This window comes from Micromonospora sp. WMMD1102 (assembly GCF_029626265.1).
GTDB lineage: Bacteria > Actinomycetota > Actinomycetes > Mycobacteriales > Micromonosporaceae > Plantactinospora.
Window position 1 is genome coordinate 4,597,441 of sequence record NZ_JARUBN010000001.1, and the last position, 21,676, is coordinate 4,619,116.

At 72.1% G+C, this 21,676-nt stretch carries 15 protein-coding genes and 4 pseudogenes; 6 read left to right on the forward strand and 13 right to left on the reverse strand.

Annotated elements, in window-relative coordinates; genetic code table 11:
• Positions 1-19: 19 nt before the first annotated feature.
• Positions 20-1,243, reverse strand: coding sequence for an urea ABC transporter substrate-binding protein (gene urtA / locus O7626_RS20515; protein ID WP_278062771.1), 1,224 nt, complete (start codon positions 1,241-1,243; stop codon positions 20-22).
• Positions 1,244-1,439: 196 nt separating this feature from the next.
• Between urtA and O7626_RS20520 the strand changes: the two are divergent.
• The 3 genes and pseudogenes from O7626_RS20520 to O7626_RS20530 all read left to right on the forward strand — a co-directional run.
• Positions 1,440-1,955: pseudogene (locus O7626_RS20520) on the forward strand (PadR family transcriptional regulator); the annotation flags it as partial.
• A gap of 137 nt (positions 1,956-2,092) precedes the next feature.
• Entirely contained in the window at positions 2,093-2,785 is a 693-nt protein-coding gene (locus O7626_RS20525) for an ABC transporter ATP-binding protein (RefSeq protein WP_278062772.1), read from the forward strand.
• Positions 2,782-5,133 carry an ABC transporter permease gene (locus O7626_RS20530; RefSeq protein WP_278062773.1) on the forward strand — a complete coding sequence of 784 codons (2,352 nt, stop codon included), beginning with the start codon at positions 2,782-2,784 and terminating at the stop codon, positions 5,131-5,133. The genes O7626_RS20525 and O7626_RS20530 overlap by 4 nt, the downstream gene beginning before the upstream one ends.
• A 69-nt stretch (positions 5,134-5,202) precedes the next feature.
• On the opposite strand, the gene hisS is transcribed toward O7626_RS20530, so the two are convergent.
• Both hisS and O7626_RS20540 read right to left on the reverse strand, forming a co-directional pair.
• A complete protein-coding gene (hisS, locus tag O7626_RS20535) occupies positions 5,203-6,549 on the reverse strand; it encodes a histidine--tRNA ligase (RefSeq protein WP_278062774.1) in 1,347 nt (448 codons plus the stop codon).
• 40 nt (positions 6,550-6,589) lie between these two features.
• Positions 6,590-7,342: an MBL fold metallo-hydrolase gene (locus O7626_RS20540; RefSeq protein ID WP_278066229.1), complete on the reverse strand. Its 753-nt coding sequence runs from the start codon at positions 7,340-7,342 to the stop codon at positions 6,590-6,592.
• A 353-nt stretch (positions 7,343-7,695) separates the two neighbouring features.
• Here O7626_RS20540 and O7626_RS20545 point away from each other — a divergent pair, with 353 nt between their 5' ends.
• Positions 7,696-8,652 (forward strand): peptidylprolyl isomerase, encoded by a 957-nt coding sequence (locus tag O7626_RS20545; RefSeq protein WP_278062775.1) that lies wholly within the window; start codon positions 7,696-7,698, stop codon positions 8,650-8,652.
• 67 nt (positions 8,653-8,719) lie between these two features.
• Positions 8,720-9,547, forward strand: a complete 828-nt coding sequence (locus O7626_RS20550) for a peptidylprolyl isomerase (RefSeq protein ID WP_278062776.1) — start codon at positions 8,720-8,722, stop codon at positions 9,545-9,547.
• A gap of 136 nt (positions 9,548-9,683) precedes the next feature.
• Here O7626_RS20550 and O7626_RS20555 read toward each other — a convergent pair whose 3' ends face one another.
• The 10 genes and pseudogenes from O7626_RS20555 to ruvC form a co-directional block, all read right to left on the reverse strand.
• Positions 9,684-12,080 carry a bifunctional (p)ppGpp synthetase/guanosine-3',5'-bis(diphosphate) 3'-pyrophosphohydrolase gene (locus tag O7626_RS20555; protein WP_278066230.1) on the reverse strand — a complete coding sequence of 799 codons (2,397 nt, stop codon included), beginning with the start codon at positions 12,078-12,080 and terminating at the stop codon, positions 9,684-9,686.
• 571 nt (positions 12,081-12,651) lie between these two features.
• The gene (locus tag O7626_RS20560; RefSeq protein ID WP_278062777.1) at positions 12,652-13,215 is read right to left on the reverse strand and encodes an adenine phosphoribosyltransferase; all 564 of its coding nucleotides are present in this window, start codon (positions 13,213-13,215) and stop codon (positions 12,652-12,654) included.
• An 81-nt stretch (positions 13,216-13,296) separates the two neighbouring features.
• The gene (gene secF / locus O7626_RS20565) at positions 13,297-14,523 is read right to left on the reverse strand and encodes a protein translocase subunit SecF (protein WP_278062778.1); all 1,227 of its coding nucleotides are present in this window, start codon (positions 14,521-14,523) and stop codon (positions 13,297-13,299) included.
• 1 nt (position 14,524) lies between these two features.
• The gene (gene secD, locus O7626_RS20570) at positions 14,525-16,432 is read right to left on the reverse strand and encodes a protein translocase subunit SecD (protein WP_278062779.1); all 1,908 of its coding nucleotides are present in this window, start codon (positions 16,430-16,432) and stop codon (positions 14,525-14,527) included.
• A 249-nt stretch (positions 16,433-16,681) separates the two neighbouring features.
• Positions 16,682-16,978: a preprotein translocase subunit YajC gene (gene yajC, locus O7626_RS20575; RefSeq protein ID WP_278062780.1), complete on the reverse strand. Its 297-nt coding sequence runs from the start codon at positions 16,976-16,978 to the stop codon at positions 16,682-16,684.
• A 181-nt stretch (positions 16,979-17,159) separates the two neighbouring features.
• Positions 17,160-18,200: a Holliday junction branch migration DNA helicase RuvB gene (ruvB, locus tag O7626_RS20580; protein WP_278066231.1), complete on the reverse strand. Its 1,041-nt coding sequence runs from the start codon at positions 18,198-18,200 to the stop codon at positions 17,160-17,162.
• A gap of 15 nt (positions 18,201-18,215) precedes the next feature.
• Positions 18,216-18,524: pseudogene (locus tag O7626_RS20585) on the reverse strand (LAGLIDADG family homing endonuclease); the annotation flags it as partial.
• A gap of 507 nt (positions 18,525-19,031) precedes the next feature.
• Positions 19,032-19,235: pseudogene (locus O7626_RS20590) on the reverse strand (Holliday junction branch migration DNA helicase RuvB); the annotation flags it as partial.
• Complete coding sequence (gene ruvA / locus O7626_RS20595) at positions 19,232-19,834, reverse strand: Holliday junction branch migration protein RuvA (protein ID WP_278062781.1); 603 nt, start codon at positions 19,832-19,834, stop codon at positions 19,232-19,234. The gene ruvA and the pseudogene O7626_RS20590, both read right to left, overlap by 4 nt.
• A gap of 218 nt (positions 19,835-20,052) precedes the next feature.
• Positions 20,053-20,550: pseudogene (ruvC, locus tag O7626_RS20600) on the reverse strand (crossover junction endodeoxyribonuclease RuvC); the annotation flags it as partial.
• Between the two features lie 219 nt (positions 20,551-20,769).
• Here ruvC and O7626_RS20605 point away from each other — a divergent pair.
• Entirely contained in the window at positions 20,770-21,651 is an 882-nt protein-coding gene (locus O7626_RS20605) for a 3-hydroxybutyrate dehydrogenase (protein ID WP_278062782.1), read from the forward strand.
• Positions 21,652-21,676: the final 25 nt, after the last annotated feature.

Here is a 21,676-nt window from a genome sequence, read left to right on the forward strand (position 1 = left end):
TCGGGAATCCGTGCGCTGCTCAGGAGAGTCCGGCGGCCCATGGGTACCCCTTCAGGTAGGGGTCGGGCTTGATCGGCTTGCCGGAGTTCCAGACCTCCTTGATTTGGCCGTCCGGCTGGACCAGCCCGATCCGGGCGGTCTTGAAGACGTGCTGGTTCTCGCCGTCGATGGTGACGGTCCCCTCCGGGGTCTCCAGCGAGATGCCGGCGGACGCCTTCTTCACCGCCTCGACGTCGACGCTGCCGGCCTTCTTGACCGCCTCCGCCCAGAGGTAGACGGCGTTGTAGCCGGCCTCCATCGGGTCGGAGGTGACCTTGCTGCCGCCGTACTTGCCCTTGAACGCCTGCACGAACTTCTCGTTCCGGGCCCCGCTGGTGGTCTGGTAGTAGTTCCAGGCGACCAGGTGCCCGGCGACGTTCTCCGGTCCGATCCCGACGACCTCCTCCTCGGCGACGCTCACCGAGACGGTCGGCATCGTCTCGGCGGTGATGCCGCTGCTGCGCAGCTGCTTGAAGAAGGCGACGTTGCTGTCCCCGTTCAGGGTGTTGAAGACCGCGTCCGGCTTGGCCTGCTGGAGCTTGTTCACCACCGTGCTGTACTCGGTGTGCCCCAGCGGGGTGTACTCCTCGCCGAGCACCGTCATCCCCTTCGCCGCCGCGTACGCCTTGATGATCTTGTTTGCGGTACGCGGGAAGACGTAGTCGCTGCCGACCAGGAAGATGGTCTTCTTGCCCTGCTCCTTCAGGTAGTCCAGGCCGGGCACGATCTGCTGGTTGGTGGTCGCCCCGGTGTAGAAGATGTACGGCGAACTCTCCAGCCCCTCGTACTGCACCGGATACCAGAGCAGCGCCTTGTTGCGCTCGAAGACCGGCAGCATCGCCTTGCGGCTGGCCGAGGTCCAGCCGCCGAAGACCGTGGCGACCTTGTCGGCGGAGATGAGCTTCTGCGCCTTCTCGGCGAAGGTGGGCCAGTCCGAGGCACCGTCCTCGACGACGGGTTCGAGCTTCTTGCCGAGTACCCCGCCGGCCGCGTTGATCTCCTCGATGGCGAGCAGCTCGGCATCCCGCACGGTCACCTCGCTGATCGCCATGGTGCCGCTCAACGAGTGCAGGATGCCGACCTTGATGGTGCTACCACTGCCAGCACCCGACGCCGTCGTCGGATCTGCGGCACATCCGCCCGCGGTCAGCACCATCGCCGCCGCGGCCAGCATGACCAGCCGTTCCCGTACGCCTCGTGGCATCCGCCTCTCCCCTTTTCGTCGCAGGACCGCTGCCTGGTGCCCCGAACCGTAGGAATGGCGGATTTCATAAATCTGAGTGCATCGATGTCCACCGTGTTAACGAACCCTCACAACGCGACTGGATCACCGTGGTCACCCTGGCGGTATCCACCCCGGCTATACAACGCGTGTATACCCTTGGTGTAGAGTCCGCCGCATGTCGATCGGACAGACTTTCCTGGGCCTCCTCGAGGCCGGCCCCCGGCACGGTTACCAGCTGAAACGGGTCTACGACGAACGGTTCGGCCAGGACCGCCCGCTGCACTACGGCCAGGTCTACTCGACGCTGGCCCGGCTGCTGAAGGGCGGCCTCGTCGAGGTCGACGCGGTCGAGCCGGGCGCCGGGCCCGAGCGCAAGCGCTATGCGATCACCACGGCCGGGGTCACCGACGTGCAGCGCTGGCTGGCCCAGCCGGAGAAGCCGGACGCCTACCTCCAGAACACCCTCTACGCCAAGGTGGTGCTCGGGCTGCTCACCGGCCGGGACGCCGCCGACATCCTGGACGTGCAGCGCGCCGAACACCTGCGACTGATGCGTACCCTCACCCGCCGCAAGCTCGACGGCGACCTCGCCGACCAGCTCGTCTGCGACTTCGCGCTCTTCCACCTGGAGGCCGACCTGCGCTGGCTGGAGCTGACCGCCGCCCGCCTCGACCAGCTCGCCGCCACCCTCGCCGCGCCACCCCCGACACCCCGACCCGGCGCCCCGGCGCCGCCCGAGGACGCACCGGCGCCGCCCACCGGCACGATGCCCCGGCCCGGGGACGCACCGGGCCGCCCGGCCGGCTCGACCGGAAGCGAGGTGCCGGCGTGAGCACCGACGAACAGCCGCTGCTCGCCGCCCTCGCGCTGCACAAGGCGTACGGCTCGACCCCGGCGCTGGACGGGGCGAGCCTGGCGATCCGGGCCGGCGAGGTGGTGGCCGTGATGGGCCCCTCCGGCTCCGGCAAGTCCACCCTGCTGCACTGCCTGGCCGGCATCGTGACGCCGGACGCCGGCACGGTCCGCTACCGCGACCGGGAACTCTCCGCGATGTCCGACGCCGAGCGCAGCGCGCTGCGCCGCGGCGAGTTCGGATTCGTGTTCCAGTTCGGCCAGCTGGTGCCCGAACTGAGCTGCCTGGAGAACGTCGCGCTGCCGCTGCGGCTCGCCGGGGTACGCCGGCGCGAGGCCGAACGCCGGGCGGCCGAGTGGCTGGGCCGGCTGGAGGTCACCGACGTGGCCGGGCAGCGCCCCGGCGAGGTCTCCGGCGGGCAGGGGCAACGGATAGCGGTGGCCCGTGCCCTGGTCAGCGCACCCCGGGTGGTCTTCGCCGACGAGCCCACCGGCGCGCTGGACTCGCTCAACGGCGAGCAGGTGATGCGACTGCTCACCGGCGCCGCCCGGGAGGCCGGAGCGGCCGTCGTACTGGTCACGCACGAGCCGCGGGTCGCCGCGTACGCCGATCGGGAGATCGTGGTGCGCGACGGACGTACCCGCGAGACCGTGCTGGCGGACCGGTGAGCCGGCACCGCGGCACCGGCTGGCTGGCCGACCTGGCCCTTGGCGCCCGGCTGGTCTTCGCCGGTGGCCGCAACGGACTGCTCCGGACCCTGATGACGGCCCTCGGGGTCGGCCTCGGGGTGGCCCTGCTGCTGGCCAGTACCTCCATCTCCACCATGCTGGAGCACCGGTCGGAGCGGACCACCGCCCGCGACGACCAGTTCTTCGGCGTCGACCAGCCGCCGCCGGGCGACCGGACCCTGCTCGTCGCGACGGTCGACACCAGCTACTGGGACGACTCCATCCGGGGCCGTCTGCTCCAGCCGGACGGCGCGCACCCGCCGGTGCCGCCGGGGCTGACCCGGGTGCCCGGCCCCGGGGAGATGGTGGTCTCCCCCGCGCTGGCCCGGCTGCTCGACTCGCCCGACGGTGCGCTGCTGCGGCCCCGGCTCGACCATCGGGTCGTCGGCACCATCGGTGACCAGGGCCTGGCCGGGCCCAACGAGTACGCCTACTACCTCGGCACGGACCAGCTCCGGCCGGGCGGCAGCACGGTGCGGATAGACCACTTCGGCACCGAGCCGAACCCGGAGGGGCTCGACCCGGTACTGATGCTGCTGGTCATGATCATTTTCGTGGTGCTGCTGCTGCCGATCGCGGTCTTCGTCGGCGCCGCCGTCCGGTTCGGCGGCGAGGCCCGGGACCGGCGCCTCGCCGCGCTCCGGCTGGTCGGGGCGGACGCCGTCACCACCCGCCGGATCGCGGCCGGCGAGGCGCTGGTCGGGGCGCTGGTCGGACTGCTGGCCGGTGCGGTGCTCTTCCTGCTCGGCCGGCAACTCGTCGAACTCGTCACGCTGGAGGGAATCAGCGTCTTCGCCGGGGACGTCCGGCCCAGCCCGCTGCTCGCCGCGCTGATCGTGCTGGCCGTGCCGGCCGTCGCCGTCCTGGTCGCCGAACTCACGCTGCGCCGGATCGTCGTCGAGCCGCTCGGTGTGGTCCGCCGGTCCGCGAACCGCCGACGGCGGCTCTGGTGGCGGCTGACCCTGCCGGTCGCCGGTGCCGCCCTGCTCGCCCCGCTGCGCGCCGGCATCGACGGGACCGGCGGCCCGGTCAACCAGGCTCAGGTGATCATCGGGGTGGTGCTGCTGCTGGTCGGGGTCGCCGCGCTGCTGCCCTGGCTGGTCGAGTCGGTGGTCCGCCGGCTGCGCGGCGGCGGCGTCGCCTGGCAGCTCGCCGTCCGCCGGCTCCAGCTGGACACCGAGTCCTCGGCCCGGATGGTCAGCGGCGTCGCGGTCGCGGTGGCCGGTGGGATCGCCCTACAGATGCTCTTCGCCGGAGTCCAGCACAACTACGTCCGGGCCACCGGCCACGACGTCAGCCGGGCCCAGACGATCGTCTCGGTCAACGACGGCCTCGCCGGGGCCGACGCCGGCAACCTGGCGCAACGGTTCCGGACGATACCGGAGGTCGACGGGGCCTTCGCCATCCTCGACACCGCCGCGTCGCCGGTCGGCGCGACACCCGACGAGTCAGGCGAGCGGCCCGCGTTCCTGCTCCGGATCGGAGACTGCGCGGCACTGCGCGAGATCGCCGACCCGGACCGCTGCGCGGACGGGGACGCCTTCCGGATCGTCGAGGACACCGGCGAGGGGCGGTCGGCGGAGTCGACGGTTGAGCTGCCGGGTCCCGGGCGGGAGATCGAGGTCGGGGACCCGGAGACCAGCACGCGGTGGACCGTACCGGCCGGGCTGCGCAGCGTACCGGGCCGTGGCGACCCGGCCGGCAACCGGAACGCCGGGCTGTTCGCCACCCCCGGCGCGCTCGACCCGGCCGCCCTGCGCGGGCTGCGCGGCACGGTCTACCTCACCATGCACCCGAGCAACCCGGACACCATCGAACTGGTCCGCAACGCGGCCGCCGGGATCGGACCGACGGTCCAGGTCCAGCGGCTGCGGGTCACCCAGGAGACGAACCGGTTCGCCCAGATCCGCCAGGGGCTCTACCTCGGGGTGGTGGTCACCCTGCTGCTGCTCGGCGCCAGCCTGCTGGTCGGCATCCTGGAGCAGCTGCGGGAACGGCGCCGCACCCTCGCCGTACTCGTGGCGTTCGGCACCCGGCGCGGCACGCTGGGCGCCTCGGTGCTCTGGCAGACCGCCGTACCGGTGCTGCTCGGGCTCGGCCTGGCGATCGTGCTGGGTACCGCGCTCGGCGCCATCCTGCTGAGGATCGTCAACCAGACCGTACGCCTCGACTGGCCCAGCATCGGCACCATGTCCGGGATCGCCGCCGCCATGGTCCTGCTGGTGACCGGGGCGAGCCTGCCGGTGCTGTGGCGACTGCTCCGACCCACCGGCCTGCGTACGGAGTAGGCGCCGGCCCGGGGCGTCCCGGTGACGCGACGCGGCCCCCGGGGGAACCTCCCCCCGGGGGCCGCGAGCTCAGCCCACCGTCGGCCAGAGATCCGCAGCGGGCGGCTGCCACACCTCCGGTGCCGCACCCACCTGCTCGCCGGAGCGGATGTCCTTCACCTCGTCACCGCCGCCCTCCGCGCCGGGGAACCAGACGTACGGGATGCCGCGCCGCTCGGCGTACCGGATCTGCTTGCCGAACTTCGCCGCCGACGGCGACACCTCGGTCGGGATGCCCCGGCGGCGCAGCGCGTCGGCGATCCGGTTGCTCTCCGGCCGGCGCTCCTCCGCCGCCAGCGCCACCAGCACACAGGTCGGCACGCTGCGGGAGATGGTCAGCGCGTCCGCGCCGAAGAGCAGCCCGAGCAGCCGGGTGACCCCGATCGAGATGCCCACCCCGGGGAACCGCGAGTTGGCGTCGCTGGCCAGGTTGTCGTACCGGCCGCCGGAGCTGACCGAGCCGTACCGCTCGTAGCCGCGCAACTGGGTCTCGTAGACCGTACCGGTGTAGTAGTCCAGCCCCCGGGCGATGCGCAGGTCGGCCACGCAGAGCCCGGGGGCGTGCGCCACCGCGTTCTCCAGCACCGCGACGAGTTCGGCCAGCCCCTCGTCGAGCATCGGGTCGGAAACCCCGAGCGCGCGTACGGCGTCGGCGAAGGACGGGTCCGGGGTGGCGATCTCGGCCAGCGCCAGGCACGCCTTGGCCTGCGCCTCGGTCGCCCCGGCCGTCTCGGCGAGCAGCGCCGCCACCCGGTCCGGCCCGAGCCGGTCCAGCCGGTCCATCGCGCGCAGCGCGGCCAGCGGGTCGGCCAGCCCGACGCCCCGGTAGAAGCCCTCCAGGATCTTGCGGTTGTTCACCTGGATGGTGATCGGCAGCCGGCCGTCGGTGCCGGCGATCGGCAGGCCGCCGAGCGCGTCGCCGATCACCAGCGGGATCTCGGCCTCGTGGTGCGGCGGCAGCGTGTCCCGGTCCACGATGTCGATGTCGGCCTGGAGGAACTCGCGGTAGCGCCCCTCCTGCGGGCGCTCCCCCCGCCAGACCTTCTGGATCTGGTAGCGCCGGAACGGGAACTGGAGCCGACCGGCGTTCTCCAGCACGTACCTGGCGAACGGCACGGTCAGGTCGAAGTGCAGCCCCAGGGTGCCCTCGCCGGTGCCGGCCGGCCCCTCCTCCTGGAGGCGGCTGACCAGGTAGACCTCCTTGGAGGTCTCGCCCTTGCGCAGCAACTGCTCCAGCGGCTCGACGGCGCGGGTCTCCAGCGGCGCGAAGCCGTACAGCTCGAAGGTGCGCCGGATCCGGTCGAGGACGTACTGCTCGATCATCCGCTGCGGCGGCGCCCATTCCGGAAAGCCGGAGATCGGTGTTGGCTTGCTCATCATGCTCCTGTCGGGACTCGCGCCGGTGCGCGAGCGGGGATCACCAGCCCCGGGAGGGTGCGACCGCCGGCCCGTCGAGGCCGGCGGCCTCGATCAGGTAGGGGTTGCTCGCCCGCTCGCGGCCGATGCTGGTCGCGGGGCCGTGGCCGGGCAGCACGACTGTGTCGTCGGCCAGCGGAAGGATCTTCTCCCGCAGGCTGCGCACCATCGTCGACGGGCTGCCGCCCGGCAGGTCGGTGCGGCCGATCGACCCGGCGAACAGCACGTCGCCCGCCAGGCAGATCTGCTCCGCCGCCCAGTCCACGCCCGGTGGAAGGGGCAGGCCGGACCGGACGGCCGGGCCCGTGCCCGGCAGCCGGAACAGCACCGACCCGCCGGTATGGCCCGGCGCGTGGTCGACGGTGATCTCCAGCCCGGCCAGCGCCAGGGTCGCCCCGTCGGTCAGCTCGGCCACGTCCTCCGGCTCGGTGTAGAGCAGCCGGCCGCCGAACAGTTGGGCCAGGTCCATCGAGAGCCCCTTGGCCGGGTCGGCGAGCAGCTCGCGGTCGCCGGGGTGCACGTACGCCGGGATGCCCCGGGCACCGCAGACCGGCGCGACCGAGAAGGTGTGGTCGAGGTGACCGTGGGTCAGCAGGACGGCGGCCGGCCGCAGCCGGTGCTCGGCCAGCACGTCGTCGAGCCGGTCCAGCACCCCGATGCCGGGGTCGACGACGACACACTGTTCCCCGGGCGCGGTGGCCAGCACATAGCAGTTGGTGCCGAAGGCGTCCGCGGGAAAGCCGGCGACGAGCACGTCCGCTCCTCCCATCCGACGGTTCCGTTAGCGGTGTGACCCTCGGTCTCCAGCAGCGGTGTGACCTCAGGTCCCAGTGGCGGTGCGACCCCACCATATCGGGCGCACCGCGCGACCGGCCGCCCGTATCCGCCCGCCCCGGCAGCCACCAGGAGACACAGTGATAATCTCCGATGGTTTCGAAGTGACCTCGTACAACACTTTCCCAGTCGGTACCCGTACACTCTGGCGGGCGTGTGGCGTGGCGCACTTGACGCCGGCGCGGCGGATCGTGCCGTCGACCGGGACGACCGCCGGCACGCGCGGACCAGAGGCAAGACGACGGCCAGGGGCAGATGGAAAGGGGAGCTCGGGTGGCTTCCAGCAGGGACCGGCAGCGCAAACTCGCGCGGGCCAAGCTCGACCGGCAGATGGCCCGCCGGGCGGCCACGGCCCGGCGCAGGCGGCAGATCCGGGCCGGCATCGGCTCCGCCGTCGCGCTGCTGCTGATCGTGCTGGGCTCGTTCTGGGCGCTCGGCGGCTTCGACCGCGACCCGGCCGAGGACAGCGCCGCCCCCGAGACGTGCACCTGGACCACCCAGGACGCCCAGGCGAACACGAACCTCAAGGATGTCGGCAAGCCGCCCACCCGGGACCTGCCCACCACCGGCACCCGACCGATGACGGTCACCACCGACCAGGGCGCCCCGGTCACCGTCGAGCTGGACCTGGCGAGCGCGCCGTGCGCGGCGGCCAGCTTCACCCACCTGGCCGGGAAGTCGTTCTTCGACAACACCAAGTGCCACGAGCTGACCACCGAGGGGGCGCTGCGCTGCGGCGACCCGAGCGGGACCGGTCAGGGCGGCCCGACGTACACGTTCTTCAGCGAGAACACCCCGGACGCCCCGGCGGCCAGCCCGTCGGCCGACCCGTCGGCCAGCGCCAGCCCCCCGGCGAGCCCGTCGCCCAGCCCCGGCGCCAGCACGCCGGCCGCGCCGCTCTACCCGGCCGGCACCGTCGCGATGATCGGCAACCCGCCCGGCGCCAACGGCAGCCAGTTCCTGATCTTCTTCAAGGACTTCAGCCCGGCCCAGCCGAACTATCCGATCATCGGTCGGGTGACCGGCGGGCTCGACGTGATCAAGAAGATCGGCGCCATGGAAACCGTGGACAATGGTTCCGGCGTCAAAATCAAGCCGAAGACCGACGTGGTGATCCAGAGCCTCACCGTCGGTGAACCGGCGTCGGCGGACCCGACGGCGGTGCCGTCGGCGGCGACCCCGACGCCTACCGCGCCGTCGGCCAGCCCGACGGTCGCCGGACAGTCCTGAGAACCGCAGAGACCAGCCCAGTAGCGCCAGACCCGGCCGCGCTGCACATAGTCCAGGAGGAGCCACCGTGACGTCCACCAGAGAGCGGCAGCGCGCCGCGGCGCGGGCCAAGCTGGAACGGGAGATGGCCGAGCGCGCCGCCGCCGCCCGCAAGCGCCGGCAAGTGCAGGCCAGCATCGGCGCGGGCGTGGCGTTGCTGCTGGTGGTCGCCGGCACGGTGTGGCTGGTGACGAGTCTCGGTGACGACAAGGACGCCTCGACGGAGGCGGGCCAGGCCACCTGCGCCTGGACCGACATCCCGGCCGAGCAGCGCAACGAGGCGACCAAGGACGTCGGATTGCCGCCGACCTCGGTGAAGAACACCGGCAGCCAGACGATGACGATCGACACCAACCTGGGCCAGATCACCGCCAAGGTCAACCTGGGCGACGTGCCCTGCACCGCCGCCAGCTTCACCCACCTGGCCGAGAAGAAGTTCTTCGACAACACCAAGTGCCACCGGCTGGTCACCCAGGGGCTCCAGGTGCTCCAGTGCGGCGACCCGAGCGTCACCGGTGACAAGTGGAAGGAGACCGACGGCACCGGCGGTCCGACCTACCGGTTCGCCGAGGAGAACCTGCCGACGGAGAAGCGCCCGCCGTACCCGGCCGGAGTGATCGCGATGGCGAACTCCGGTCAGCCGGGCAGCACCGGCAGCCAGTTCTTCATCGTGTACGGCGACTCGCAGCTGCCCGCCTCGTACACCGTGCTCGGCACCGTCACCAACGGCCTGGACCTGGTGGCCCAGGTCGGCGCGGCAGGTGACGACGGCGCCTTCGCGCAGCAGGCCGGCGGCGGCCACCCCAAGAAGCAGGTCCTGATCAAGTCGCTGACCATGAGCGCCCCGGTCGGCTGAGACCAGGGCCCGCCCGGTTCACGAAACGGCGCCGCGCCTCCCCCGTCCAGGGGGCGCGGCGCCGTTCTCTTCGTCCGTGTCCCGGCGGGCCGGCTCAGGCGTCGGACGTGAACCCGGTAGGTCGGCGAACCGGGGTTCAGGCGCCGGAGGTGACCCGGTAGGCGTCAAAGACGCCGTCCACCTTGCGTACGGCGGCGAGCAGGTGCCCCAGGTGCTTCGGGTCGGCCATCTCGAAGCTGAACCGGCTCACCGCCACCCGGTCCCGGGTGGTGGTGACGGTGGCGGAGAGGATGTTGACCCGCTCGTCCGAGAGCACCCGGGTGACGTCCGCGAGCAGCTTGTGCCGGTCCAGCGCCTCCACCTGGATCGCGACCAGGAAGGTCGAGGCCGAAGTGAGCCGCCAGCTCACCTCGACGATCCGCTCGGTCTGCACCTTGAGGTCCTCGGCGTTCGCGCAGTCGTCCCGGTGCACGCTCACCCCGCCGGAGCGGGTGACGAAGCCGAAGACCGTGTCCGGCGGCACCGGGGTGCAGCAGCGGGCCAGCTTGATCCAGACGTCGCTGACCCCCCGGACCACCACGCCCGGGTCGTTGCTGTTGCCCCGACGCTGCGGGCGGGTGGCGACCGCCGTCTCGGCGAGGTCCTCGGCGGCACCCTCCTCGCCGCCGTACCCGGCCATCAGTTTCTGCACCACCGACTGCGCGGAGACCTGGCTGTCCCCGACGGCGGCGTAGAGCGATGCGACGTCGGCCAGGTGCAGGTCCCGGGCGATGGTCATCAGGTTGTCCGTGCTCAGCATCCGCTGCAACGGCATGCCCTGCTTGCGCATCGCCTTGACGATCGCGTCCTTGCCGGCCTCGATCGCCTCCTCGCGGCGCTCCTTGTTGAAGTACTGCCGGATCTTCGTCCGCGCCCGGGGGCTCTTGACGAAGCCGAGCCAGTCCTGGGTCGGGCCGGCGGTGTCGGACTTCGAGGTGAAGATCTCGATCACGTCGCCGTTGGAGAGCGTCGACTCCAGCGGCACCAGCTTGCCGTTCACCCGCGCGCCGATGCACTTGTGCCCGACCTCGGTGTGCACCGCGTACGCGAAGTCGACCGGGGTCGAGGCGGTCGGCAGCGGGATCACGTCCCCCTTGGGGGTGAAGACGTAGACCTCCTGGCTGGACAGGTCGAAGCGGAGCGCGTCGAGGAACTCGCTCGGGTCGGCCGCCTCGCGCTGCCAGTCCAGCAACTGCCGCAGCCACGTCATCTCGTCGATGTGCGCCGGCGGCCCGACGACGGTCTCGCCCTTCTTCTCCTTGTACTTCCAGTGCGCGGCGATGCCGAACTCGGCCGTCCGGTGCATCGCGTAGGTGCGGATCTGCATCTCGACCGGCTTGCCGCTCGGCCCGATGACCGTGGTGTGCAACGACTGGTACATGTTGAACTTCGGCATCGCGATGTAGTCTTTGAACCGGCCTGGCACCGGCTGCCAGTTCGCGTGGATCACACCGAGTGCCGCGTAGCAGTCCCGCACCGTGTCGACCAGGATGCGTACGCCGACCAGGTCGTAGATGTCGTTGAAGTCCCGACCCCGGACGATCATCTTCTGGTAGATCGAGTAGAGGTGCTTCGGCCGGCCGGTGGTCTCCGCCTTGATCTTCGCGGAGCGGAGGTCGACCTGCACCTTTTGGGTCACCTGCCGCAGCAGCGCCTCCCGCTGCGGCTGGTGCTCCCCGATCAGCCGGTTGATCTCCTCGTAGCGCTTCGGGAAGAGGTTGGCGAAGGCCAGGTCCTCCAGCTCCCACTTGATGGTGTTCATACCGAGCCGGTGCGCCAGCGGAGCCAGGATCTCCAGGGTCTCCTTGGCCTTCTGCTCCCGCTTGGCCGGCGGCAGGAAGGTCAGGGTACGCATGTTGTGCAGCCGGTCGGCCAGCTTGATCACGAGCACCCGGGGGTCCTTGGCCATCGCCACGACCATCTTGCGGATCGTCTCGGCCTTGGCCGCGTCGCCCAGCTTGACCTTGTCCAGCTTGGTGACGCCGTCGACCAGCAGCGCGACCTCGGCACCGAAGTCGGCGCGCATCTGGTCGAGCCCGTAGTCGGTGTCCTCGATGGTGTCGTGCAGCAGCGCGGCGACCAGGGTGGTGGTGTCCATTCCGAGGTTGGCCAGGATGGTGGCGACCGCCAGCGGGTGCGTGATGTACGGGTCGCCGGACTTGCGGTACTGCCCGGAGTGCCAGCGGGCGGCCATGTCGAAGGCGCGTTGCAGCAGCCGCGCGTCCGCCTTGGGGTGTGCCGCGCGGTGGGTCGCGATCAGCGGCTCCAGCACCTCGCTCACCTGCGGGGTCTGCCAGGGTGCGTTGAACCGGGCGAGTCGGGCCCGGACCCGGCGCCCGGTGGGCGCGTTGGCCAGGGCGAAGCTCGTCGCGGGTGACTGGGCCGCCCCGGCCGCCGCGCCGACGAACTCGCCGGCCGCCCCGGTGCCCACCGAGGCGCCGATGCCCGCCGGTACCGCCGGCACCCCGGCACCGCCGCCGGGCGCATCCGGCATCCCGACACCGTCGCCAGGAGCGGGCGGACCGCCAGCAGGAGCGGCCGGACCGCCCACCTGGGCGGCCTGGACATCGTGCGGGGCGTTCGCGGTGCCGTGCGGGGCGTTCGCGGTGCCGGTCGACGCAGTGGCGACACCGTTGCCGCTGCGGCTGGTGGTCCCGGCCGGCTGGGCTGCCACGTCGATTGGCCGGGGCGACCCGTCGCCCGGTCCGGAACCGGCCGGGGCCGTGTCGGCCGCAGCAGCTGCCGCACCGGCGTCGGCGAGCCCACCGGGACGGGCGGGCCCGTCGGCCGGAGACGGGGCGCCACCGGCGCTGGCCTGGACGTCGGCAGGAGTATCAGCCTCGTTGGTGGACTGCACCATGCCCTCCGCCGGAGGGGCGACATCGGAAGACACCGGCCTCCTCAACACTTCGCCGGGAATGCCCCGACCGTAGCCGGTGCACCCGGTCCTCCGCCAGTCACGGGCATCTCACCCGGGCCGGCCACGAAGGGCAATCGTACCCGCCGGAGGGGCCGGTGGCCGTCCTGGCGGGCGTACCCGGGGGGTCGAGGTGGAAGTCGGGGGACTAGACGGTCAGCAGGGCATGAACACCCCGGGGGGCGAGCCGGTCCCGCCCGTTCAGGAAGCTCAACTCCAACAGAACGCTGAATCCGGCCACCGTGCCACCGGCCCGCTCGACCAGGTCCAGCGTCGCCTGCGCCGTTCCGCCGGTGGCGAGTACGTCGTCGACCACGAGTACCCGGTGTCCGGCCGTGAAGGCGTCCTGGTGCACCTCCAGGGTCGCCTCGCCGTACTCCAGGGCGTACGAGGCGGCGTACGCGGCCCGGGGCAGCTTGCCGGCCTTGCGTACCGGCACCACCCCGACCCCGGTGGCGTACGCGATCGCGGCGGCGACCACGAAGCCGCGCGCCTCGATCCCGACCACCACGTCGAAGGAGTCCCGGCCGTGGTGCTCGACGATGTCGTCGATCACCTCCCGGAACGCGGCACCGTCGGCGAAGAGCGGCATCAGGTCCTTGAACACGATGCCCGGCTTCGGGAAGTCCGGCACGTCCAGCACCCGACTTGCCACCAACTGGGCGGTGACCTGGCCGCTGTCGCCGCGTACCTCGGTGGGGGTCTCCGTCACACTCTGTCCTTTCCCGGGCGAAAGCGCCCGACCCACCACCTGGGCGGCGGGTCGGGCGCTCGGAGGATGCGTCCGTCCGGCTCAGCGCCGCTTGCCGCCGGGCCGGTTGCCACCGGCACGACCGCCCCGGGCACCGCCGCCGGACCGCTTGCCCGACGGCCGGGAGCCGACCTTCGGCGCGGACCCGGCCAGTGCGGTTCCGGCCGCCGGCACCGCGGACTCCTCGGCCGCGGCCGGCTCGTCGGAGCCGGCCGGCGGCTCGGCGGTCGGCCGGGCCTGGCCGGGCTGCCGAGCCGGGCGACGCGCGCTGGTGTCCCGGCCACCGGCCCGGCGGGCGAGCACCCGCTGGGTGTGCTGCCGGATCCGCGGCTCGCGCTCCTTCAGCGACACCAGCACCGGCGTCGAGAAGAAGATCGACGAGAAGAACGCGGCGCCCATACCGACGAAGAGCACCAGGCCGAGGTCCTTCAGCGTGCCGGCGCCGAGCAGCCCGGCACCGATGAAGAGCAGGCCGCCGACCGGGAGCAGCGCGACCACCGAGGTGTTGATCGACCGCATCAGCGTCTGGTTCAGGGCCAGGTTGGCCGCCTCGGCGTACGTCTGGCTGCTGCCGCCGGTGATGCCCCGGGTGTTCTCCTGGATCTTGTCGAAGACCACGACGGTGTCGTAGAGGGCGAAACCGAGGATGGTGAGGAAGCCGACGACTGTCGACGGAGTCACCTCGAAGCCGACCGCCGAGTAGATGCCGGCGGTGAGCAGCAGGTCGAGGGCGAGACCGGAGACGGCGGCGATCGCCATCCGCAGCTCGAACCGGAGCACCAGGTAGCCGGTGACCAGCACCAGGAAGATGACCAGACCGATCAGCGCCCGCTGGGTGATCTGGGCGCCCCAGGCCGCGCTGACCCGGTTGTCGCTGATCTGGTCGGCGCGGAGGCCCAGATCCTGGGCGACCTCGGCGCGTACCTCGGATGCCTGCTGCTGCTCCAGCGGGGAGGTCCGGAACAGGTACGTCGTGTCGCCGACCTGCTGGCTGGAGACCACCTCGGCCGGTCCGTCCGGCGTCGACTCGTCGGCCAGCGCGTCGCGGATCGCGCTCTCGGCCCGCTCCATGCTGCCCACCGAGGTAGGCACCTGGAACTCGTTCCCGCCCCTGAACTCGATGCCCAGGTGGAAGCCCTGGATCACGAAGCTCAGTACGGTCAGCAGGATCAGACCACCGCAGATGCTGAACCAGAGCTTGCGGCGGGGGATGATCTCAAGACCGGCCTCACCGCGGTACAAGCGGCTGGCGAGCCCACTCCTGCTCATCTCAGGCCTCCTTCACGCGGGTCTTGCCGGTCGACGGCGTCTCGTCGTCCGCGGTTTGCAACGCCCGACCCAGCCCGCTGACCTTCGGCGACAGGAACGCCGGGGTACGCGCGAACATCGTCATGATCGGGTGCCGGAACAGGAAGACGACCACCAGGTCGAGGACGGTGGCCAGGCCCAGCGCGAAGGCGAAGCCCTGCACCGTGCCGACCGAGACGAGGTAGAGCACCACCGCTGCCATGATCGAGATGGCGTTCGCCGAGATGATCGTGCGGCGGGCCCGGGCCCAGGCGCGGGGTACGGCGCTGCGCGGGCTGCGCCCCTCCCGGATCTCGTCTTTCAGACGTTCGAAATAGATCACGAAGGAGTCGGCGGCGACACCCAGCGAGACGATGAAGCCGGCGATTCCGGCCAGCGTCAGGGTGAAGCCGATCTGCCGGCCGAGCACCACCAGCGCGCCGAAGACCAGGATGGCGCTGAGCACCAGGCTGAGGAAGATCACCGAGCCGAGCAGCCGGTAGTAGAAGAAGGCGTAGATGATCACCAGGAGCATGCCGATGCCGGCGGCCAGCAGGCCGGCCCGCAGGTGCTCGGTGCCGAGCGTGGCGGTGATGTTCTGCGCCTCCTGCGGCTGGAAGGTCAGCGGCAGGGCGCCGTAGCGGAGCTGGCTGGCCAGCTCGTTGGCGCTGGCGTTGGTGAAGCTGCCGGTGATCTGCGAGTCACCGGTCAGCACGCCCTGGATCTCCGGCGAAGAGATGATCTTGTTGTCGAGCACCACCGCGACCCGGCACCGGCCCTCGTCGCCCAGGGCCGCCTGGTCGCACTGGCTGTCGGTGTTGTTGTACGCCTCGCGGGTCAGGTTGGTCCACTTGCTCTGCCCGTCGCCGGTGAAGTCCAGGCTGACCACGTACTGGCTGCTGGTCTGGTCGAGGACCCCGCTGGCGTCGTCGACGTCGGTGCCCTCCACCTTGGCCACGTCCAGCAGGTTCTTTTGCTGGCCACCCTCACAGGCGACCACCTGCTCGCCCGACTCCTTGATCGAGCCCGGCGGCCGCTGGTCGAGCTTCTCGCAGGTGATGGTCGGCACGTTGAACTGGATGCCGGCCGGCAGGACCCGGATCTCCTGCGGGGTCAAATCGGCGAACGGCTTGAGCTTCTCGGCGAGCGCCGGATCCGCGTTGTAGTCCGCGGGCGCCTGGAGCGCGGTGGCGGCGGCCCACGCCTCGGGGCCGACCTTCTGCTCCACGGCCGCGCGCTGCTGCGCGAGTGACTGGTCGACCGGAGCGGCCGGGGCGCTCGCCGAGGCGCTCGGCGCCGGCGAGGCGCTGCCGCTCGGGGTGGGCGTGGGGGCCGGAGCACCGCCGCCCTGGCCGCCGCCGGCACCCGGCGACGAGGTCACGTCGGCGGCCGGGCTGCCGGACGGGCTGGGGCTGCCGGACGGTGCCGGGCTGCCGGACGGTGCCGGGCTGGCCGAGGCGCCGGGCGACGGGGCGGCGCTCACCGGACCACCACCGTCGGCGGTCTTGAGCACCTTGCGGAACCGCAGCTCGGCCGGGGTGCCGACGTCGTCGAGGTCGGCGTTCTGCCCCGGCACCGAGATCACGATGTTCCGGTTGCCCTCGGTGACCACCTCGGCCTCGGCGACGCCGCGGCCGTCCACCCGGGCCTGGATGATCTGCCGGGCCTCCTCCAGGGAGCCGGCGGGGGGCGCCTCGCCGGCCTCGGTGGCCGCTTCCAGGGTCATCCGGGTGCCGCCGATGAGATCCAGCCCGAGCTTCGGCTCGAGCCGGTCCTTCCAGCTGCCCTCGGCCCCGGCGGCGAAGAACACCAGGAGATAGAGGACGGTAAAGATCAACCCGAGTACGGCCAGCTGCCGCCCGGGTCGCATCTGTCCCTGAGGTGGTGCCACGGCTTTCGTGTCTCCCTGCGCGGTTCGGCCGCTAGTGGTGGGCGGCGGGTCGGGCGCCGGCGGAGCCCGGCGACATGCGTACCGCACCGGTGGGGGTCCCACCGGCCCGTCGATCTATTATTGTCGATGCTGAACCCGCCCCTCCGGGCGGGTCGACCATCGCACCTCCCGCGACCCGGACTCCCCCGGTGCGGGCGCTCCGACCTCCCGCGCGGCCGGCACCGACGGCGAGCGGAGGTCGACAGCGGCTCATTCCTTCGCGTCGACGACCTCTTCTGGCACCGACTCGACCCGCTCGACCTTGTTGACGACCCGCGCGATCGCCGGCCGCGCATACCGGGTCTGCACGCCGGGCGCCACCTCGAGCATCATGGTCTCGTCGTCCACGCTGGTGACGGTGCCGTAGAGGCCGCCGATGGTGACCACCTCGTCGCCGGGGCCGATCGAGGACTGCATCTGCTCGGCCTCGCGGCGCCGCTTCTGCTGCGGCCGGATCATCATGAAGTACATGACGACGAAGAGCAGGACAATCATCAGGAGCGGCATGAAACTGCTGGCGCCCCCGCCGCTCTGTGCTGCCAAAAGAGGCACGGTTACGACCTTCCCATCGGCCTCGTCCGGGCACGGGTGCGCCGGAGCGGAGGCAGGAACTCACGTCCTGTACAAACCGCGGCGAGTCTAATCCCTGCACCTGAGAACGCCGAATGCGGCACAGATCACGAACGGATCACACCTCCTGGGACCCTGCGGAGAAGAGATCGGGCCCCGGCGGCCCGCCTGCACCAAATGTACCATTTGGCGGAGTACGGCCCAAGTGTCGCCAAGCGGCCTCGGTGGCCACCCGCCCACGGGGGGTACGGGCCAACAGACCAGCCCGGACCAGGAAGGGCTCGCAGACCTCCTCCACGGTGTCCGGCTGCTCCCCCACCGCCACCGCCAGGGTTGACAGCCCGACCGGGCCGCCCCGGAACGAGTCCACGAGCGCGGTCAGCACCGCCCGGTCCAGCCGGTCCAGCCCCAGCTCGTCCACGTCGTAGACCCGCAGCGCCGCCCGCGCGGTCTCCCGGTCCACCGTCCCGTCGGCGCGTACCTCCGCGAAGTCGCGCACCCGCCGGAGCAGCCGGTTGGCGATCCGGGGCGTACCCCGGGACCGGCCGGCGATCTCCGCCGAGCCGTCGGAGGTGATCGGCACCCCCAGGATCTTCGCCGAACGCTGGAGCAGCACGTCCAGCTCGTCCGGGGTGTAGAAGTCCAGGTGCGCGACGAAGCCGAACCGGTCCCGCATCGGGCCGGTCAGCAACCCCGACCGGGTGGTCGCGCCGACCAGGGTGAACGGCTCGACGTCCAGCGGGATCGCGGTCGCCCCCGGCCCCTTGCCCACCACCACGTCGACCCGGAAGTCCTCCATCGCGCTGTAGAGCAGCTCCTCGGCCGGCCTGGCGATCCGGTGGATCTCGTCGATGAAGAGCACGTCGCCCTCGGTCAGGCTGGTCAGGATCGCGGCCAGGTCGCCGGAGCGCTCGATGGCCGGACCACTGGTCACCCGGATCCCGGTGCCCAGCTCGGCGGCGACGATGTTCGCCAGGGTGGTGTTGTGCACCACCAGGTCGTTGACGGTGAAGGTGTGGTCGTCTGCGACGGTCAGACACCGGCAGGGATGAAGACCGGCGGGCTCGACCGACGCGACCCGGTCGGCGGCGAGACTTTCCTCGAACCTGTCCCGGCGGGGCGCCCACTCCGCAAGCCGCCTGCCGCGCTCGCCCGGCACGGTGACCCGTTCGACGAATCGTGCGACATCGTCCTGGCTGGTCACGCTCAATCGCCACGACTCGTGCGGCCGTCCCTGGTAGCGGCCACGCTTGAGCTTCAGTCGGGACTGGACCCCGAGCCGCAGCAGCAGGTGCTGCACGTCCCGGAGCAGTCCGTGCGAGACGCTGTAGAACTCGACCACCAGGTCGTACCGGTCCCGCCCGCGCCGGCTCACCGACCCGTCACATGCGAAGTACGCCCCGAGGAAGGCGGCTACCTGCCACTCGTCACCCTGGTAGACGAAGGGCGGGACCCGCTTGTGCCACGCCGTCTTGTCCAGCATGCCGTGCTCGGCGAGCCAACCCCGCAGCCCCGATATCCGGACGAGGGAGCTGCGGACGCTGTTCGGCCGGGTCCGGTGCGGATGGCCGAGTCGGTCACACACCGACCGGAAGTCGGCCAGCACGTCCGGATCGCCGCCGGTGAAGGTGACCTGGTTGGACGTGCAGCCGTCGCCGGCCAGGTAACCGGCCAACCGGAACTCGTCGGTCGACTCGGCGCCGCTGGCCCTGAGCTCAGGGCACAACACGTTCGCCAACACGTCCCGGTCGGTCAGATCGCCCGCCTTCGTCCACCCGTCCGTGGTCCAGAACGGATGGTCCGGTGCCGCCACCACCTCCCGGCCGCTCGTCGTCCGGATCCGCACGCAGTCGAGTTCGCCCTGCTCGTGCACGGCCTCGACCAGCGCCGGCCGGCCGGTCCGGGTCACCACGCGGTCCCCCGGCACGATCTCGCCGAGCCTGCGTCGGGTGCCGTCGGCGAGCAGCACCAGAGCCTCGACCGAGACCGGCTTGCCCAGGCCTGGCGGGCCGGAGAGCAGGATGTGGTCCGGCGGGCTGCCCCGGCCCATCGCGCCGCGCAGCAGCAGGTCGAGCTGGTCGCGTACCCGGTGCTGGGCGATGAACTCGGCGAGCCGCCTGGGTCGTACGGTGACCTCGGCGACCAGCTCCGCGTCGCTCGCGTACGCCGAGACCAGCGGATCGGGGTCGGTCACCTGGTCCTACCCAGCAACCGGATCGCCTGCTTGAGCAGCACCGGCACCGGCGGCGGCGCACCCTCGACCGTCTCGGCGACCGCCGCCACCGCCTGATCGGCCTGGGACGCCGTCCAGCCGAGCCCGACCAGCGCCTGCCGGACCTGCTCGGGCCAGGCCCCGGCGGTGACCCCGGCCGCACCGTCCGGGCCGACCGGCACCGGGCCGATCCGGTCGCGCAGCTCCAGCACCAGCCGCTCGGCGCCCTTCTTGCCGATCCCGGGCACCCGGGTCAGGGTGCCGGTGTCGCCGGTCGCGATCGCCTTGCGCACCACGTCCGGGGGGTGCACCGCCAGCACCGCCTGGGCCAGCCGGGGACCGACCCCGCTGGCGGTCTGCAACAGCTCGAAGAGCTGCTTGGCGTCGTCGTCGGCGAAGCCGTAGAGGGTCAGCGAGTCCTCCCGGACCACCAGGCTGGTGGCCAGCCGGGCGGTCGCGCCGACCCGCAGCTCGGCCAGGGTGCCCGGCGCGCAGTGCACCGCCAGACCCACCCCGCCGACCTCGATCACCGCGCTGTCCGGGGACAACCCGGCGACCACCCCGCGGACACTCGCGATCATCCCGTTCCTCCCTGTCGCCTCGGTCCGGTCCCCGGGGTCGGATCCGCGTCCCGCGCCGGACCGGCACCCGGCGTCGGATCCGCGTCCCGGGTCGGACCGGCGCCCCGGGTCGGACCCGCACCCCGGACGGCACCCGGCCGGGCCGCCCGGCGGGGCGTACCCGACCGGGTGCCGTCCGGGGACGCGGCCGACGTCGCCGTGCGCTGCCGGAGCGCACCGGCCGCCGCCGCCAGCCTGGCCCGGGTGCCGCCGCGCCAGACGTGGCAGATCGCCAGCGCCAGCGCGTCGGCGGCGTCGGCCGGCCGGGGCGGCTCGGCCAGCCGCAGCAGCCGGGTAACCATCGCCATCATCTGTGCCTTGTCCGCCTGACCGGAACCGGTGACCGCCGCCTTGACCTCGCTCGGGGTGTACGTCTGCACCGGCAGCCCGGCCCGGGCCCCGGCCAGCACCGCCACCGCACTCGCCTGCGCGGTGCCCATCACCGTCCGGACGTTGTGCTGGCTGAACACCCGTTCCACCGCCACGGCGTCCGGCCGGTGCTCCGCAACCAGCCGGGTCAGCTCGGTGTCCAGGCGCAGCAGGCGCAGCGGCAGCTCGTCGCCGGGGTCGGTGTGCACGACGTGGTAGGCCACCAGGGTGCAGGGCCGGCCGGGGACGCCCTCGACCACGCCGACCCCGCACCGGGTCAGCCCCGGGTCGACGCCGAGCACCCGCACGCCGCCCCCTCCCCGCGCCGCAGCACGTACGTGTGTTCGACACCCTACTGGCCTGGGTCGGAGCCGGAAACGCCGACACGCCCGTACCCGATCATCGAGCCCCGGCCGGCGACCGGCGCGCTCGCCCCGGCGGCGCCGGAGCGCGCCACATAGGCCGGCACCGGGATATGTGGCCGACGCCCATGTGCCCCCGCCCGGTTGGCTCGTAGCTTTTCGGCCATGACGGTAGAACCCGGTCCGGACGACCAGGCCGCGCGGCGGCCGCAACAGCGGGTCAAGACGGCCCCGGACACCGGCGGCGCACCGCAGACCGGCAGCACAGCGCAGACCGGCGGAACCGTTGCCCAGGTCGTCCGGCTCGACCTGGCCGGACGGACTGCCCTGGTGACCGGCGCCGGCAGCGGCATCGGGCGGGCCTGCGCGGCCCGGCTGGCGGCGGCCGGGGCGAAGGTGACGGTGCTGGACCGGGACGCCGACCGGGCCGAGCAGGTCGCCGCCGAGATCGGCGGCCGGGCCCTGGCACTGGACCTCGCCGATCCCGGCGCCGTCGACCGGATCGAGCCCGAGCTGGACGTCGTGGTCAACAACGCCGGGCTGCAACACGTGGCGCCGGTCGACGAGTTTCCGCCGGAACGCTTCGACCATCTGCACCGGGTGATGGTGACGGCCCCCTTCCTGATCGTCCGGCGTGCCCTGCCGCACATGTACGCCCGCGGCTGGGGCCGTGTCGTCAACATCTCCTCGGTGCACGGGCTGCGCGCCTCGCCGTTCAAGTCGGCGTACGTCTCGGCCAAGCACGCCCTGGAGGGGCTCTCCAAGGTGGTCGCCCTGGAGGGCGCGGCGCACGGGGTGACGGCCAACTGCGTCAACCCGGCGTACGTGCGCACCCCGCTGGTCGAGGGGCAGATCGCCGCGCAGGCGAGCGCACACGGCATCGCCGAGACCGAGGTGATCGAGCGGATCATGCTGGCCCGGGCGGCGATCAAGCGGCTGATCGAACCGGCGGAGGTCGCCGAACTCGTCGCCTACCTCTGCACCCCGGCCGCCTCGTTCATCACCGGCGCCGCCATCCCGCTCGACGGGGGCTGGACGGCGAACTGAGTGGGCGACTCCGGCAGAGCGGATC